The 16,600-nt window shown below is 42.1% G+C and carries 10 protein-coding genes, 2 tRNA genes and 1 rRNA gene; 6 read left to right on the top strand and 7 right to left on the bottom strand.

What is annotated here, in order from left to right; all coding sequences use genetic code 11:
- Positions 1-134: 134 nt before the first annotated feature.
- The 6 genes from FR932_RS18000 to FR932_RS17975 form a co-directional block, all read right to left on the bottom strand.
- A tRNA-Ala gene (locus FR932_RS18000) sits at positions 135-210 on the bottom strand.
- Positions 211-234: 24 nt separating this feature from the next.
- A tRNA-Ile gene (locus tag FR932_RS17995) sits at positions 235-311 on the bottom strand.
- A gap of 77 nt (positions 312-388) precedes the next feature.
- Positions 389-1,933 (bottom strand): 16S ribosomal RNA (locus FR932_RS17990).
- A 481-nt stretch (positions 1,934-2,414) separates the two neighbouring features.
- Positions 2,415-2,930 carry a menaquinone-dependent protoporphyrinogen IX dehydrogenase gene (gene hemG, locus FR932_RS17985; RefSeq protein ID WP_019442456.1) on the bottom strand — a complete coding sequence of 172 codons (516 nt, stop codon included), beginning with the start codon at positions 2,928-2,930 and terminating at the stop codon, positions 2,415-2,417.
- Between the two features lie 12 nt (positions 2,931-2,942).
- Positions 2,943-4,400, bottom strand: a complete 1,458-nt coding sequence (locus tag FR932_RS17980) for a TrkH family potassium uptake protein (RefSeq protein ID WP_026032215.1) — start codon at positions 4,398-4,400, stop codon at positions 2,943-2,945.
- Between the two features lie 21 nt (positions 4,401-4,421).
- Positions 4,422-5,042, bottom strand: a complete 621-nt coding sequence (locus tag FR932_RS17975) for a YigZ family protein (protein WP_019442458.1) — start codon at positions 5,040-5,042, stop codon at positions 4,422-4,424.
- Positions 5,043-5,539: 497 nt separating this feature from the next.
- Between FR932_RS17975 and fadB the strand changes: the two genes are divergently transcribed.
- The 6 genes from fadB to yccS all read left to right on the top strand — a co-directional run bounded on the left by fadB (position 5,540) and on the right by yccS (position 14,673).
- Positions 5,540-7,684 (top strand): fatty acid oxidation complex subunit alpha FadB, encoded by a 2,145-nt coding sequence (gene fadB, locus FR932_RS17970; RefSeq protein ID WP_019442459.1) that lies wholly within the window; start codon positions 5,540-5,542, stop codon positions 7,682-7,684.
- A gap of 21 nt (positions 7,685-7,705) precedes the next feature.
- Positions 7,706-8,875: an acetyl-CoA C-acyltransferase FadA gene (gene fadA, locus FR932_RS17965; protein WP_019442460.1), complete on the top strand. Its 1,170-nt coding sequence runs from the start codon at positions 7,706-7,708 to the stop codon at positions 8,873-8,875.
- 151 nt (positions 8,876-9,026) lie between these two features.
- Entirely contained in the window at positions 9,027-9,740 is a 714-nt protein-coding gene (locus FR932_RS17960) for a response regulator (protein WP_019442461.1), read from the top strand.
- A complete protein-coding gene (locus FR932_RS17955) occupies positions 9,730-11,199 on the top strand; it encodes an ATP-binding protein (RefSeq protein WP_019442462.1) in 1,470 nt (489 codons plus the stop codon). The genes FR932_RS17960 and FR932_RS17955 overlap by 11 nt, the downstream gene beginning before the upstream one ends.
- Complete coding sequence (locus FR932_RS17950) at positions 11,196-12,476, top strand: ABC transporter substrate-binding protein (RefSeq protein ID WP_019442463.1); 1,281 nt, start codon at positions 11,196-11,198, stop codon at positions 12,474-12,476. The genes FR932_RS17955 and FR932_RS17950 overlap by 4 nt, the downstream gene beginning before the upstream one ends.
- 40 nt (positions 12,477-12,516) lie before the next feature.
- Complete coding sequence (gene yccS, locus FR932_RS17945) at positions 12,517-14,673, top strand: YccS family putative transporter (RefSeq protein ID WP_019442464.1); 2,157 nt, start codon at positions 12,517-12,519, stop codon at positions 14,671-14,673.
- 71 nt (positions 14,674-14,744) lie between these two features.
- On the opposite strand, the gene FR932_RS17940 is transcribed toward yccS, so the two are convergent.
- A complete protein-coding gene (locus tag FR932_RS17940; RefSeq protein ID WP_019442465.1) occupies positions 14,745-16,595 on the bottom strand; it encodes a beta-ketoacyl synthase in 1,851 nt (616 codons plus the stop codon).
- Positions 16,596-16,600 lie beyond the last annotated feature (5 nt).

Here is a 16,600-nt window from a genome sequence, read left to right as displayed (position 1 = left end):
GTTATTACCGAAGTAATAACGTGTTTTAAGAACTTCTTTATTTATTCAGCTTTCCAAATTTTTAAAGAGCAATTTGCTAAAAAGCAAAGATAAGCATTAAGCTTGCTTAGCTTTGTATTTTAACAACTATGATGTGGTGGAGCTATGCGGGATCGAACCGCAGACCTCCTGCGTGCAAGGCAGGCGCTCTCCCAGCTGAGCTATAGCCCCACATCATAGAGTTCGTAAGAAGATTGGTAGGACTGAGTAGATTTGAACTACCGACCTCACCCTTATCAGGGGCGCGCTCTAACCAACTGAGCTACAGTCCTATCGCATTTCTTACATGCTTTTTACTTTTCTATTCAAGCAATTTGTGTGGGCACTTACAAAAATTAACAACTTTACGTAAGGAGGTGATCCAGCCCCAGGTTCCCCTAGGGCTACCTTGTTACGACTTCACCCCAGTCATGAACCACACCGTGGTCATCGCCCTCCCGAAGGTTAAGCTAATGACTTCTGGTGCAGCCCACTCCCATGGTGTGACGGGCGGTGTGTACAAGGCCCGGGAACGTATTCACCGTGACATTCTGATTCACGATTACTAGCGATTCCGACTTCATGGGGTCGAGTTGCAGACCCCAATCCGGACTACGACGCACTTTATGGGATTCGCTTACCATCGCTGGTTTGCAGCCCTTTGTATGCGCCATTGTAGCACGTGTGTAGCCCTACTCGTAAGGGCCATGATGACTTGACGTCGTCCCCACCTTCCTCCGGTTTATCACCGGCAGTCTCCTTAGAGTTCCCACCATTACGTGCTGGCAAATAAGGATAAGGGTTGCGCTCGTTGCGGGACTTAACCCAACATTTCACAACACGAGCTGACGACAGCCATGCAGCACCTGTCTCATAGTTCCCGAAGGCACCAATTCATCTCTGAAAAGTTCTATGGATGTCAAGAGTAGGTAAGGTTCTTCGCGTTGCATCGAATTAAACCACATGCTCCACCGCTTGTGCGGGCCCCCGTCAATTCATTTGAGTTTTAACCTTGCGGCCGTACTCCCCAGGCGGTCTACTTAATGCGTTAGCTTAAGAGCCCAGTTCTCAAGGAACCAAACTCCGAGTAGACATCGTTTACGGCGTGGACTACCGGGGTATCTAATCCCGTTTGCTACCCACGCTTTCGCATCTGAGCGTCAGTTACTTGCCAGGTGGCCGCCTTCGCCACTGGTATTCCTTCAGATCTCTACGCATTTCACCGCTACACCTGAAATTCTACCACCCTCTCAAGAACTCTAGTTTGCCAGTTCGAAATGCAGTTCCCAGGTTGAGCCCGGGGCTTTCACATCTCGCTTAACAAACCGCCTGCATGCGCTTTACGCCCAGTAATTCCGATTAACGCTTGCACCCTCCGTATTACCGCGGCTGCTGGCACGGAGTTAGCCGGTGCTTCTTCTGCGAGTAACGTCACAGTGGTAAAGTATTAATTTACCACCTTTCCTCCTCGCTGAAAGTACTTTACAACCCGAAGGCCTTCTTCATACACGCGGTATGGCTGCATCAGGCTTTCGCCCATTGTGCAATATTCCCCACTGCTGCCTCCCGTAGGAGTCTGGACCGTGTCTCAGTTCCAGTGTGGCTGATCATCCTCTCAGACCAGCTAGGGATCGTCGCCTTGGTGAGCTCTTACCTCACCAACAAGCTAATCCCACTTGGGCTCATCTAGTCGCGAGAGCTTTCAAGAAGAGGCCCCCTTTCACCCGTAGGTCGTATGCGGTATTAGCAGTCGTTTCCAACTGTTGTCCCCCTCGACTAGGCAGATTCCCAAGCATTACTCACCCGTCCGCCGCTCGACGCCAGAATAGCAAGCTATTCTTCGTTTCCGCTCGACTTGCATGTGTTAAGCCTACCGCCAGCGTTCAATCTGAGCCATGATCAAACTCTTCAATTAAAAGTTTTTTGACTAATCAGCTATGCTGATTAAGTCGGCTCAATGAATTCTGTACTTCAACAACAAACCGAGGTTTGTTGTTTATAAAACCAAATCTTTCGATTTAATTTAATGTTCACAATTACATTGATATAATATTTGGTCATTATATCTCTGCAAGTGCTCACACAGATTGCTTGAATAAATTGTTAAAGAGCATACTGAGCGGCTGTTGCCGTGTCAGTGGGAGCGATTATAGACAACTCAGGTTTATTGGCAAGTAGTTTTGATAATAAACATTACAAATAGCGTTCACTGTACAAAATTAACACTAAAGCGTTTCTTTTCGATCTTTCTAGTATGCAAATACAGCAATGGAGTAGATACAAAGCTAAATAATGTAATGCTTTGGCCAGGGCCAACCTTAGCATCATGGGTCTATCACTAAATTGTGACATTAACTATCTCGAGATGATCACTTTTAGTGCAGCTATTGCCTAACTTATAATGTTTTAGCAAAAGCGGTGACTTTAACCCAATCTGTAAACTCTATATCTTTACTTTTATCCGTACTGCCACCCGTTATCTTCATTATCAGTTGAATAATGAGTGTTTGCCACCAGTTATACTTTGAGTACGACAGGGCGCCAGCAAATACAGCTTGCTGTTTTGGTATCCAACCCGACTTCACTAGAAACGCCTGCATATATGCATTTGTTTCCGGCGTATTCTTTCCTTCTTTTCTCGCGGTTAAATTAACACAGAAAAAACCATTATCTTTTGCTGCTAATTGCGCTTTATTAGCCTCAATAAATTGATAGAGTTTTTTATTCAAATGGCCATAACGAACAGATGCCCCAATGACCACTTTATCAAAGATCGCCATATCGATATGTTGGCATTCGTCAATGCTCATGATTTCGCAAATATACTCATGATTAATTTTCGCTTCGATTGCTTTAATTATTTTAAGCGTTTGACCATCTACGGTCGAATACAGAACTAGCATTTTTTTCATTATAGGTTCCACTTAACTACGCCAGAAAGCTGGAGTAAATAAAATTAATAAGGTAAATACTTCTAAACGACCGAATAACATAGCAACCACTAAGATCCATTTAGCACTGTCATTCACGTCTCCAAAATGCACCGCAACTTGACCAAGTCCGGGCCCTAAGTTATTTAGTGTTGCAACGACAGCTGAAAATGCCGATAACTCATCCATCCCAGTAGCGATCAAAGCCAACATACAAATAACAAATACTAAGGCGTATGCAGAAAAGAACCCCCAAACAGCATCAATGACACGATCGGGTAATACTTTCTTGCCTAACTTAATCTTATAGACTGCACGCGGATGCACTAAACGTTTCATTTCACGCATACCTTGTAAGTAAAGCAATAAGATACGCACAACCTTCATGCCACCACCAGTAGAACCGGCACAGCCACCAATAAAGCTCGAAAATACTAAAAGCACAGGTAAGAATAGTGGCCAATCTTGAAAACTCGTCGTCGTAAAACCTGCAGTCGTCGAAATCGACACGGCTTGGAATAGTGCTTTATCCAATGCCACCTCTGGAGAATCGTATACACCTTTGGATAATAGTATAAAGAAACAAATTGCAACCAGTGCTAACTGCACGAATAAAAAGGCGCGTAATTCAATATCCTGAAAATAAGAACCCGGTTTAAACCCTTTAATTGAAAAGGCGGCGAAGTGTAATGAGAAATTAATCCCAGCAATAATTAAGAACACCACAGTAATTAGATTTATCACTGGGCTATCAAAATGCCCCATACTACTATCATGGGTAGAAAAACCACCAATCGCGATAGTAGAAAAACTATGTGATATCGCATCAAACATAGTCATACCCGCCAACCAAAACGCCATGGCACAGACAACGGTAAGACATAAATAAATATACCAAAGCGCTTTTGCGGTTTCGGCTATACGCGGTGTCATTTTCGAGTCTTTTACTGGCCCTGGAGTTTCAGCTCGGTACAACTGCATACCACCAATACCTAATACAGGTAAAACAGCAACAGCCAGAACAATGATCCCCATTCCACCTAACCACTGTAGAAACTGACGATAAAACAATAACGCTTTAGGTAATTCGTCCAACCCAACAATAACGGTCGCGCCAGTTGTCGTTAAACCCGAAAAAGATTCGAAAAACGCACCAGCGACACTCAAATTTGGCTCTTCCGAAAGAAGAAATGGTAATGCACCAATACTGCCCAGCACGGTCCAAAATAAAACCACAATCAAAAAACCTTCTTTGGCTTTTAATTCTTTTTTATAGTTACGGTTTTTGTACCATAAGATGCTGCCTAATACGATGCAGAAAACAAAGGAGTTAATGAAAACAAGACCACCACCATCCTTGTATATTGCCGCGATCAGTGCGGGGAATATCATGGTTACACTAAAGAGAGTAACCAATATCCCTACAATTCTTAAAATAGCCTTGAATTGCATTATTATTTTTATCCCTAAATATTAATCGACCACAGTGACATTAACTTGGCCATTGGTTTTATTTTTAACAGCTGTTATAAAGGCTTGAATATGCCTTGCATCAACATCAAGCTGCATGACGACTTGCGCACCATATTCGGCATTGTTTAATTTACCATTATATACTGAAAATAAACTCTCTATTGCAGCTATTTGGGCATAATCACATGTTAAGTTCAGTTCTACATATATAAGGCATTCAATCGGTTCTACTAATTTTAATATTTGTTGAACACCGCCAGCATAAGCACGCACTAACCCACCAGTGCCTAATTTGATACCTCCATAATAGCGCACAACCACGGCTGTCATTTCACCTACATCACTTCCCAATAAACAATTAAGGATAGGTTTACCTGCTGTACCAGATGGTTCGCCATCATCACTAAAACCATATTGCTGTCCATCACTTGGCCTACCAGCAACAAATGCCCAGCAGTGGTGACGGGCATCAGGGTGTTTTGCTTTAATATCTCGCACAAACTGCTCGGCGGCTTGGCGCCCTTTCGTGGGCTTAAGATAAGTAATAAAGCGGCTTTTTTTTATTTCTTCGGTGTATTCATAAGCCTGCTCTAAAACAAAATAAGGGCTAGTCGCTGTCATCTCTATCCTATGTATAGTCTACTATAAAGGTACTCATCACCATTCTACTGCTATATCTTGATTGATAATAGCAGGTTCAGGATCACAATTTTTAAAAGTTAAGCAACGCTCAATTTATTTTCCTTAAACATTAACCAACAAACATCTAACAATTAAAAACAGATGTAAGCCGAACAATTTAAAGACAATAAGACTACAAAATATCAAATATAAAGAATTAAACTCCAAGATAAAACTGAAAAAAAGTGCCTAGCCCTAGGTTTACAACCAAATAACTTATTTTAATAGAATAACCCCACTCTCAACCGCCACCAATAACTATACTACTTAGTGGATATTTAAACCCCATATCTTAGATATTAATTTAAACGGTCGTTTAAAATAAGTGTTGAAATATTGTTAGTTTATCGACAGAATGAGATCAACCAGTACCCTACATAGCTGGTAAATAGCAAACGGAGCAGATGATCACCATCGCTTTAGCAAGGAGAAACGTAATGATTTACCAAGCCGAACAACTCTCGGTCACTCTATTAGAAGATGGCATCGCAGAATTAAAATATGACGCGAAAGGCCCAGTTAATAAATTTGATCAAGCAACATTACAAGCATTAACTGAAGCTGTAAAAGTATTACAGACTAATTCAGACATTAAAGGATTAATCCAAACATCAGGTAAAGGTGCTTTCATCGTTGGCGCTGATATCACTGAATTCCTTGATCTGTTTAAACTACCTGACGCTGAATTATTAGGTTGGTTGGAACAAGCAAATGCAGTATTCAACGCGATTGAAGACCTGCCATATCCAACAATCTCAGCGGTAAACGGCCATGCACTTGGCGGTGGCTGTGAAGCAATTCTGGCAACAGACTTCCGTGTTGCAGACACAACGGCACGTATCGGTTTGCCTGAAACTAAATTAGGTATCATGCCTGGTTTCGGTGGCACAGTGCGTTTACCACGTCTGATCGGTGCTGATAATGCAGTTGAATGGATCACAGCAGGTAAAGACTATAAAGCACCTGCAGCCCTTAAGTTTGGCACAGTAGATGCGGTTGTAGCACCAGAGATATTACGCGATGCCGCATTATCTATGGTTAAAGATGCGATTGCTGGCAAACTTGATTGGCAATCACGCCGTGCGCAAAAACAAGCGCCATTAGGTCTAAACAAGATTGAAGCGACAATGAGCTTCTCTACTGCACTTGGTATGGTATATGCGAAAGCAGGTAAACATTACCCTGCACCAACAGCGGCAGTAAAAGCAGTTGAAGCAGCAGCAAGAATGGACCGTACTGGTGCTCTTGGTGTTGAAGCTGCAACCTTCATTAAACTTGCTAAAACAGATGCAGCACAAGCATTAGTTGGCTTATTCCTGAGTGACCAAGCATTAAAAGCTGGCGCGAAGAAAGCAGCAAAAGCAGGTAAAGCAACAAATAAAGCCGCTGTACTTGGCGCTGGTATCATGGGTGGCGGTATCGCTTACCAATCAGCAGTGAAAGGCACGCCTGTTATCATGAAAGATATCAATGATGCGGCATTAGATCTTGGTATGGCGACTGCGTCAGGTTTATTAACAACGCAACTTAAACGCGGTCGTATTGACGGCACTAAACTTGCGAAAGTTATTTCTTCAATCACGCCAACGCTAAGCTATAACTCAGTTGATGAAGCTGACATTATTGTTGAAGCGGTTGTTGAAAATCCAAAAATTAAAGCGGCTGTACTGGCTGAATTAGAAGATAACGTCAGTGCTGACACCGTCATTACGTCGAACACATCGACTATCCCAATTAATGTACTAGCGAAGAGTCTTAAACGCCCAGAGCAGTTCTGTGGTATGCACTTCTTCAATCCTGTACACAAAATGCCATTGGTAGAAATCATCCGCGGTGAGAAATCATCTGATGAAACAATTGCTACAACAGTTGCTTACGCGGCTAAAATGGGTAAAACACCTATTGTTGTTAACGACTGCCCAGGTTTCTTCGTTAACCGTGTATTGTTCCCTTACTTCTTCGGTTTCTCAAAATTAATCGCTGATGGCGCTGATTTTGTTGCTGTAGATAAAGTAATGGAAAAACAATTCGGTTGGCCAATGGGTCCTGCATACTTACTCGATGTTGTTGGTATTGATACAGGTCATCATGCAGCAGCTGTAATGGCAGATGGTTTCCCAGAGCGTATGGCGAAAACAGGTAAAGATTCTATCGATGTGATGTTTGACGCGACACGTTATGGCCAGAAAAATGGTGTTGGTTTCTATTCTTATGCAAAAGATCGTCGTGGTCGTATACAGAAAACACCAGATGCGAAAAGCTATGAACTACTTGCTGAAGTAGCGAGTGAAAAAGCTGATTTCACGAAAGATGAGATCATCGCTCGTTGTATGATCCCAATGATTAACGAAGTTGTTCGTTGTCTTGAAGAAGGTATTGTTGCTACACCAGGTGATGCTGATATGGCACTTATCTATGGTATTGGCTTCCCTCCATTCCGTGGTGGTGTGTTCCGTTACCTAGATACTATGGGTCTGGATAAGTACATTAAATTAGCTGATTCATTTGCTGATTTAGGTCCACTTTACCAAGTAACAGATGGCTTGCGTCAACGCGCAGCTGACGGCAAAACTTTTTACTAAGACACGAACGAGGATAATAAAATGAGAGATGTAGTTGTAGTCGATTGTCTACGTACACCTATGGGTCGTTCTAAAGCCGGTGCATTCCGCCACGTTCGTGCTGAAGATCTATCTGCAAAATTAATGCGAGGCTTGCTTGACCGTAACCCTGAAGTTGATCCAAATGACATCGAAGATGTTTATTGGGGTTGTGTTCAGCAAACGCTAGAGCAAGGTTTCAATATCGCCCGTAATGCTTCATTACTTGCTGGTATCCCAATCACAGCAGGCGCAACAACAGTTAACCGTCTATGTGGTTCATCAATGCAAGCTATCCATGATGCTACACGTGCTATCGCAATGGGCGACGGCGATGTAATGATCATTGGTGGTGTTGAGCACATGGGTCACGTGCCGATGAATCACGGCGTTGATTTCCACGTTGGCCTGGCTAAATCTACTGCGAAAGCAGCGGGTATGATGGGTTTAACAGCTGAAATGCTAGGTAAATTACACGGTATTACACGTGAACAACAGGATGCATTTGCGGTTCGTTCTCACAAGCTTGCACAAGCAGCGACAGAATCAGGTCGTTTCAAACGTGAAATCCTACCAATTGAAGGTCACGATGCTGACGGCATATTAAAATTGTATGATTTCGATGAAGTAATTCGTCCAGAAACATCAATGGAAAGCCTAGGTAACTTACGTCCAGTATTTGATCCTGTAAACGGTACAGTAACTGCGGGTACGTCATCTGCATTGTCAGATGGTGCTTCTGCAATGTTACTTATGTCTGCAGATAAAGCGAAAGAACTGGGTCTTAAGCCTCGTGCTCGCGTTGTATCTATGGCTGTTGCTGGTTGTGATCCATCTATCATGGGTTATGGTCCAGTTCCTGCTACGAAGAAAGCGCTTAAACGTGCTGGTCTAACCATTGACGATATCGATGTATTCGAATTAAACGAAGCATTCGCAGCGCAATCTTTACCTTGTGTTAAAGATTTAGGCTTAGAAGATGTTGTTGATACTAAGATCAACCTTAACGGTGGTGCTATCTCATTAGGTCACCCACTGGGTTGCTCTGGTTCGCGTATCTCGACAACGTTAGTGAACGAACTTGAAGTACAAGGTGGTAGATATGGTCTAGCGACGATGTGTATCGGTCTTGGCCAAGGTATCGCGACAGTATTTGAGCGTATCGAAGACTAATAACAACTGTACAAAAAATACGGTTCTTTAATCTATATCAAGCCAACTATCCCATAGTTGGCTTTTTTATGTGTTCTTAAAATGTTCTTCTTGAAATTTTACCCGCCAAGCTGTTCAATAGACGTTACGCACTGTAAATAATGGATTGAGCATGAGTACCAAAAAGCAAATTTTAGTCGTTGACGATGATGTAGAGATCAAAGAATTACTCAGTGAATATCTCGATCAAGCAGGATTTTCAGTGCTAACTGCAGGTGAAGGTAAAGAAATGCAACGTGTACTCGCCACCAACACCCCCGATCTCATCGTCTTAGATGTGATGATGCCGGGTGATGATGGCTTTACTTTATGCCAAAAAATTCGTCGAACTTCGCAAGTGCCAATCATTATGTTAACCGCCAATTCAGATGAGGCAGATCGCATTGTTGGGCTAGAAATTGGTGCTGATGATTACATGGCTAAACCTTTTAGCCCCCGTGAATTACTGGCGCGCATTAAAGCGTTATTACGTCGTTCAAGTTATACCAAGCCGACCCAAGGTCGCTATTTTGTGTTTGCCAATTGGAAACTGGATACCCTAACACGCCAATTAATTAACTTAACCGATAACAACGCCACCGAATTATCCGGTAGTGAATTTAATATGTTAAAGTTATTTGTGACTAACCCAAACCAAGTTTTGAGTCGCGATAACTTATCCGATGCGACCCGAGGCCGAGAAGCGCTACCACTTGAACGCGGTATTGATATTCAGCTCAGTCGCCTACGTCAAAAGTTAGGTGATAACAGTAAAACACCAACCTTAATCAAGACGATCCGTGGACGTGGTTATGTGTTGATTACTGAAGTGTCTTATGACGATTAAAGAACACATTTACCGTCAATTACCGAGCTCACTCGTTTCAAGAATGTTATTGCTGACACTGTTATCCATTGCTACAGCGCAGTTTATCTCAACCAGTATTTGGTACAATTTCAGTAAAGACCAAGAACTCGACGGGTTAAAAAATACCGCCGAAGGCATGGCACAAAATATCGCGTCAACGGCGACATTTTTTAACTCACTGCCGTTACAATATCGCCATATCGTCTTAGAACAATTGCGTGATTTTGGCGGCAGTCGCTATTTTGTATCCTTAAATGAAGTCGAAATAGCGATCGACCCCGTTGAGAATAGTGAAATGAAACGTGCGGTGCTCGATGAGTTTCAACGTGTTCTCGGTGATAAGCTCGGCAATAATATCGTCATTAAGACTGAGTTTTCACACCCAAAAACCTTACATGTCCTCAACAACGATACCCTGTTATCGGATTTACCACGCTCTTGGGCGCACTATTCACTCACTTTAGAACCGCTCAACCCTCCGGTATTAGTCATCCAAATGATGCTAGCACCTGATGAATGGTTATATATTGCCGCTCTATTACCCGCACCTTATGTATCACTCAACGATAATTTAGTCAGTAATGAACAACTGTTTTTCATCTTCTTGATCACGGCGAATTTAATGTGGATGATTTACGTATTAGTACGCTGGCAAACCAAACCATTAAAAAGACTCGCATCAGCCGCGGCAACATTGAGTCAAGACTTAGACCAGCCACCCTTGGCAGAAACCGGAGCATCTGAATTAGTCATCGCCACTAAAGCATTCAACCGTATGCATTTACGTATTAAACGCTATATCGATGATCGTGAACGCTTATTTCGTTCTATCTCTCATGATTTAAAAACACCGATCACCCGCTTACGTTTACGCGCTGAATTACTTAATGATGATACCAAGACAGCTAAATTTAATCAGGATCTAGACCAGCTAGAAATGATGGTCAAAGGCGCACTACAATGCGTTCAAGACACTGATATACATGAAAATAATGAAACTATTGATATCCAAGAACTACTCTACGAGATTACCGAACACCATAATTGCCACGAAGAAAAAGTGACGTTTGAGTTTCCCCTTATCGCCATTCAATACCCAGGAAAACCACTTGCGATCAAACGCTGCTTAACCAACTTAGTTGAGAACGCTATTAAATATGGTGATTTCTTACATCTCATCGTCGAACAACAACAAGAGCATATCGTTATTTGTCTTATCGATTCGGGTCCCGGTATTCCAGAAAATATGTTAGAAGATATATTTACCCCCTACACACGCATAGCTCAAGATACTGATGGTTCGGGCTTAGGATTAAGTATTGCGCGGAATATTGCCAGTGCCCACGGTGGTACACTCACACTCCACAATCGAGAAAACTCAGGACTTAAAGTGATCTTACGACTTCCCCATAAACCTTCATCACGAGCATTGTCATGATCACCCTAAGCCATAGAAATAGTCATCACCGTATCCTACGACTGTTTATATTATTAAGCATGCTATGTACATATTCAGCCACAGCAAGCCAAGTCGAAGTATTGCATTGGTGGACATCGGGCGGTGAGCTCGATGCCCTCAGTGAATTACAAGAAAAAGTAAAAAAAACCGATAATACCTGGCTCGATTTTGCCATCAAAGGTGGCGGTGGTAATAGCGCGTTAACAGTATTACGCTCTCGCGCTGTATCAGGTAATCCTCCTACAGCAGCGTTAATTAAAGGTCACAACATTCAAGAGTGGGCAAAATTAGGTTTTCTTACCTCGCTGGATGATATTGCTAAACGTGAACAATGGGATAGTAAACTGCCTGAGTTCATTCAACCTGTGATGAAATATAAAGGCCATTATGTTGCAGTACCCATTAACATCCACCGCATTAATTGGTTATGGCTGAACCAAGTGGTGTTCAAGCAAGCCAAAACTGCGATACCAAGCAATTTAAATGAACTGATCACAGCATTACCGCTACTGGAAGCCGCTGGTTATTTACCAATCGCGCACACCTCAGAACCATGGGCAGATGCGATATTATTTGAATCCATTAGTTTATCTATATTGGGGGCAGAGCAGTACAAACAAGCATTTGTCGAACTCAGTCCGCAAGTACTTACCTCACCAGCGATGATCAACGCCTTTGCTCAATTACGAAAGATATCGTTATATATTGATAAGAATGCCAAAAATCGCACTTGGGAACAATCAACTAAACTGCTTATTGACGACCAGGCTGCGATACAAATAATGGGGGATTGGGTTGCTGGTAAATTACTGCAAGAAAAGCAGCAATTAAATACCAAAATCCGCTGTATCGAATTTCCAGGCAGTGAGGGGATATTTAGCTACAACGTCGATAGTTTTGCTTTTTTCAAATTAAAAAGTGTCTCTCCAGACGTTAAAAAAGCGCAAAATACCTTAGCAAGTATTATCTTAACTCCCGAATTACAACGTGATTTCAATGCCAAGAAAGGATCACTACCGATAGTCAACATGATAGATAATCACAATTTAAATACCTGCAGTAAACAAGCGTATGACGACTATCAACAAGCGACAAAAAACCATACGTTAGTGCCTACATTCTCACAGGCAATGGCAACGACAACCTATGTGCAGTCAGCAATTACACGCGTAATTAGTAATTTTATTTATGATAAAAGCATCAGTAATGAAGCCGCTGTAGTGCAATTAACTCACGCGATAAAAGCAGCACAATAGCAATGATGATTTACCTCACCTCATTTGGAGCGCAACACACATGCTGATATTATGGCAAAAGCTGAGCTATTTGACAGCCAACAGTAATTTCTTCATTGCCTTAAAAGCATTTCTTGCTTCAATAACATTACTGATCCCAGGTTATTTTCTGGGCTTTTCTGAGTTTGCGGTGACCGCGGTACTAGGTATTGTTGCAGCCGTTATTTCTGAAGGTGATGACAGTATTAAGCAGCGTATTATCAATAGCTTGTTAGCTATTTTTTGTTTTACTTTATCGTCATTATTGGTCACTTTATTATTCCCTTACCCATTGTTTTTTTTACTGGGTAGCTGCTTATTTAGTTTTGCGATCATTATTTTAGGCTCGCTAGGTAAGCGTTATGTCACCATCAGTTTTGCGACGTTAATGATTGCCGTTTATACCATGCTCGGCCTAAGTCATGATGTAGAGTCAGGCGCGGTACTTAGTAACAATTATTTTGGCCCTAACTCGTTATTACTTATTGCTGGTGCAGCATGGTATTTCATCATCTCGACGGTACTGCTTAAGGTCACTTTATATAATCCAATCCGCGAACGATTAGCCGATATTTATTTTTCTTTAGGCCTATACCAACAAGAAAAATCGAAGTTTTTTTCACAAGAAAACTATGATCATAAAACCATTCGCCATACCTTATCGACCTTAAATATTAATATCGTCAATGCGATGTCCGAGTGTCGAACCAATATTGATTACCATGTCGGTGAAAAAGATATTTCTCATGAACTCCAGCACTTGATCCACCTTTATCAAGAAGCCCAGGAACTACATGAAAAAATGACCTCGAGCCATTTTCATTATGGATCGTTAAAACGTAATTTAAATAATGATTTAATTATTGCTGGTTTCGAGCAAGTATTAAAACAACTTGCCAGCGCCTGTACCCAACGTGGTCACGCAACGTTATACAAGCAAGCTTATCAACATGATCATGGTTTGACTTGGTCATTAGCCATTTTAAAACAAGAGTTACTGACATTAGAGACATCGTTGGAATGGCAACTCTTTGGCCCTTTAAAACTGTTATTTCGGAATTTACGTAAAGCCGATGAATTATTAATTAATAGCGAACCGCAAAACGATCAAGCGTTCTTAGTCATGGCACCACGCGAGCGACTGCCGGTAATACAGCGCCTCAGCAGTGCCTTACACTTATCGAGTCCAGTATTTCGTCACGCGATCCGTTTAACCTTAGGCATCGCCTTAGGTATTGCTATTATTTTAGCGTCTGATTTGCATGGCTATTGGGTGGTTTTAACAACATTATTTGTACTACAGCCGAGTTACAGTGCAACGCGAGTAAAGCTAAAACAACGTATTAGCGGCACACTGATGGGCATTATTATAGGTGCGACCTTGCTATACCTGTTCCCAACAGAACGCAGCCAATTATTTTTATTAGCGATATCGGCATTTCTGTTCTTTTACTATTTACGTCAGAATTACAGTCGCGCGGTAACCTATATTACCTTACTGGTATTATTAGCATTTAACATACTCTACCAACAAGGTTACGTCGTTACGATACCGCGGATCATCGATACCTTAACCGGTTGTAGTATTGCGTTCTTGCTTGCTAAGTTAGTACTTCCAAACTGGCAGTACAAGCAATTCCCTAAATACTTAGTCGAAGCGATCACCGCCAATCAAAACTATTTCCATGAGATAATTAAGCAATACGTTTCAGGTAAAAATAATGATCTACCGTACCGAGTCTCCCGCCGTAAAGCCTATGTCGCTGATAGTCACTTGATCGCATCGTGGAAAGACATGCAAGTTGAACCCAATGATAAACGCCATAAACTCAATCACGTTTACGATATTTCACGTCGTAACCATGCCATGTTATCGGCATTATCCGCGTTAGGCGTACACAGAAATAAAATTATAGACTCAAGATTACAGCAAGATTTAGCCTTGGTAGCACAATTAATTAGTAGCGCGTTATTACAAACACAAAGTACGATCTTGTCGCCAGTCAACGTCGATAAGTTTTATATTAGTGAGATAGAGGCATTACTTAAACGCTATGAAAATGATGACCATAAACATACGTTATTATTAATTCAGAAGCTGAAGCAAATCGTAGAGATCACAGAAGAGTTACAAGTGATGGCTGATGACATGAATCTAGTCGAATATCCCCTTACCTAAACCTAATGCCTAGGGGATAAATCAACTCACGATTGTCGCTATTTTAGCGATAATCGTGAGTTGTGATCCTACTAGCTATAATCTTGATATGGATTACTTTGTACTAACTTAATGGCGTTTGCAAAACCTTGTAAACGCACTTCTTCGGTACTGATGTTCACGCCAGTGTCATCGATAACCGCATTACCAAATGCATAACGGATGTTTTCATCACCAACGCAAGCATTATGATCTGCCATCGCGGCCGTTTGCTGGATTTGATTATTTTTTTCTTGGTAAGTGTTTACTACTGATGCACCGTACTTGGCCTCAAGCATCATCAGTGTCTGCTGCGGTGATAACACCAAGCCAGTCGCGTTATTACCGCCAAACCCTTTCGCATTCAATAATACCGCCTTCATCTCTTGGCCTTTATCGCCAACAAACTGATGGTCAGTTAAAATGTTAAGATTAGCTTGGTGAACATCATCAGCAATATGATCAATAGTTTTGATACCAGGGATCCAACCATGCTGCCATACCCCAAGCGATGCCACTAATTGATCGCCAGCTGCCGCGCCCATAGAGTGACCAACATAGGATTTAATAGCCGTTACAGGCCAATTGGTAATATTAAAACTTGCCGCTACTTCACTTAAAATATGACTTTCAGTGACGCGATTTTGTGGTGTGCCAGTACCGTGCGCTTGCACGAACGTATGTTGTAAACCACCTTCGCCTAAAATCGCTTTCGCTAATGCAGTCGCTTTCGCCACGGTCACGTAGTTACCAATACCCGGAGCTGAAATTGATTTTTTATTGGCGTCGGCATTAATGAATACATCGGCAACAGAGCCATAAATTGTCACGCCTAGCTCTAAGGCCAACTCATCATCCATTAGCACGACAAATTGTGCAGACTCCGCCATGGTAAAACCAGCGTTAGATGAAAATGGGCGGCAAGCACGGCGATTATCCACGCTATCACTGCTATCCAATGCTTTCAGCTGATCATCTTCAGCTAATGCGCCCATCACGCGGAAACCTTCCATCACCCCTGTTTCAACAGGTGCTTCAGCGTTACCCACGATAGCAACTTTTGACTTGCCAGATTGGATATCTAACATCCCCTGACGCAAGTTATACAGGAAGCTAGCACAAGCGCCCATATTCGTTCCCGTCGTACCCGCACTGTTGATCACGTAACTATTGATAAAGTCTGCCGGCATTTCAGCTAATGACATTGCCATCATTTTGGTACTAACACGACCGCCTTTAAAATAAGCAGATAACATGCCGCCAAATGAATTTTCATCCACTTGACTAAGCGCACTACCAGCATAAACAGATACTTCATCAGGGTTAATTAATTTAAGGATTGAATCCCAATCAACACCTAACGAGTTAAGCGCATCTGACGCGCCATATACAGTTAGCTTTAAACCGCGTGGGTGTGAGCGAGAATTATATAATTTATCTAAATCAAAACCAGTGGGAATATTACCTGCACTTGATACCGGATAATCAATAGCATCATTAATTAACACATCAAAGTCACCTTCAACGGTTACCGTCACGGTTTTATTATCAATATCAGTAAGTGACCAATTCGCCGGGATAGACTGTGGTAATTTCGATTTTTTTAATTGAAATGTAATTGGCTCAGTACCTGCCGTTAACTTGGCTTTTCGCTGAAAAGGCACAGCTTTTGGATCAAACGTAGTGGTACGACGAACTAAAGTACCCGCTTTAATTTGCGCAATAATATCAGCATTGATATCGCTCGTATCAAGTCCCATACGCTGGGCAAGATCTTGCCATGTACTCGCCATGACATCGTCTTGCAATGCATCGCACACTAAACGTTTATAACTGTGGAAACCAGAACTACGCCCAGCTGCATTTATACCACCCAAACCAACAATTAACGGTAACTTTGCCATTTTAT

The sequence above is a fragment of the Moritella marina ATCC 15381 genome (assembly GCF_008931805.1).
Lineage (GTDB): Bacteria > Pseudomonadota > Gammaproteobacteria > Enterobacterales > Moritellaceae > Moritella > Moritella marina.
Note: the sequence above shows the minus strand (reverse complement) of the source record. Positions and strands in the feature narration are given on the sequence as shown.

What these genes read in the sequence shown, in the direction of transcription:
- hemG (WP_019442456.1), bottom strand. Translation starts at nt 2,930, where the DNA reads ATGAAAAAAATGCTAGTTCTGTATTCGACCGTAGATGGTCAAACGCTT.
- FR932_RS17980 (WP_026032215.1), bottom strand. Translation starts at nt 4,400, where the DNA reads ATGCAATTCAAGGCTATTTTAAGAATTGTAGGGATATTGGTTACTCTC.
- FR932_RS17975 (WP_019442458.1), bottom strand. Translation starts at nt 5,042, where the DNA reads ATGACAGCGACTAGCCCTTATTTTGTTTTAGAGCAGGCTTATGAATAC.
- fadB (WP_019442459.1), top strand. Translation starts at nt 5,540, where the DNA reads ATGATTTACCAAGCCGAACAACTCTCGGTCACTCTATTAGAAGATGGC.
- fadA (WP_019442460.1), top strand. Translation starts at nt 7,706, where the DNA reads ATGAGAGATGTAGTTGTAGTCGATTGTCTACGTACACCTATGGGTCGT.
- FR932_RS17960 (WP_019442461.1), top strand. Translation starts at nt 9,027, where the DNA reads ATGAGTACCAAAAAGCAAATTTTAGTCGTTGACGATGATGTAGAGATC.
- FR932_RS17955 (WP_019442462.1), top strand. Translation starts at nt 9,730, where the DNA reads ATGACGATTAAAGAACACATTTACCGTCAATTACCGAGCTCACTCGTT.
- FR932_RS17950 (WP_019442463.1), top strand. Translation starts at nt 11,196, where the DNA reads ATGATCACCCTAAGCCATAGAAATAGTCATCACCGTATCCTACGACTG.
- yccS (WP_019442464.1), top strand. Translation starts at nt 12,517, where the DNA reads ATGCTGATATTATGGCAAAAGCTGAGCTATTTGACAGCCAACAGTAAT.
- FR932_RS17940 (WP_019442465.1), bottom strand. Translation starts at nt 16,595, where the DNA reads ATGGCAAAGTTACCGTTAATTGTTGGTTTGGGTGGTATAAATGCAGCT.